Annotated in this window: 2 rRNA genes; both read left to right on the top strand. The window is 58.6% G+C overall.

Going from position 1 to position 515, the window contains the following annotated elements:
* Nucleotides 1-132 (top strand): 16S ribosomal RNA (locus PUR61_RS23635); the annotation flags it as partial.
* Between the two features lie 256 nt (nucleotides 133-388).
* Nucleotides 389-515 (top strand): 23S ribosomal RNA (locus PUR61_RS23640); the annotation flags it as partial.

Raw genomic sequence — 515 nt, forward strand, 5'->3', positions numbered from 1 at the left:
ACGAAAGTCGGTAACACCCGAAGCCGGTGGCCTAACCCGTAAGGGGAGGAGCCGTCGAAGGTGGGACCAGCGATTGGGACGAAGTCGTAACAAGGTAGCCGTACCGGAAGGTGCGGCTGGATCACCTCCTTTCTAAGGAGCACATGGCCGCTTGCAGGCGAATGTTCTGCACGGTCGCTCATGGGTGGAACGTTGACTATTCGGCACACTGGGTTGGCATTCGTTAGTACTGCTTCGGCGTGGAAGACGGATTGTTGATCGAGTGTGTCGGGCACGCTGTTGGGTCCTGAGGGAACGGAAACGTTGTCTCAGTACCGCCGGCCCCATGCTTGTGCAGGTGGGTGGCTGGTCGTTGTTTGAGAACTGCACAGTGAACGCGAGCATCTGTGGCCAAGTTTTTAAGGGCGCACGGTGGATGCCTTGGCACCAGGAACCGATGAAGGACGTGGGAGGCCACGATAGTCCCCGGGGAGCCGTCAACCAGGCTTTGATCCGGGGGTTTCCGAATGGGGAAA

This window comes from Streptomyces sp. BE20 (assembly GCF_036322525.1).
Lineage (GTDB): Bacteria > Actinomycetota > Actinomycetes > Streptomycetales > Streptomycetaceae > Kitasatospora.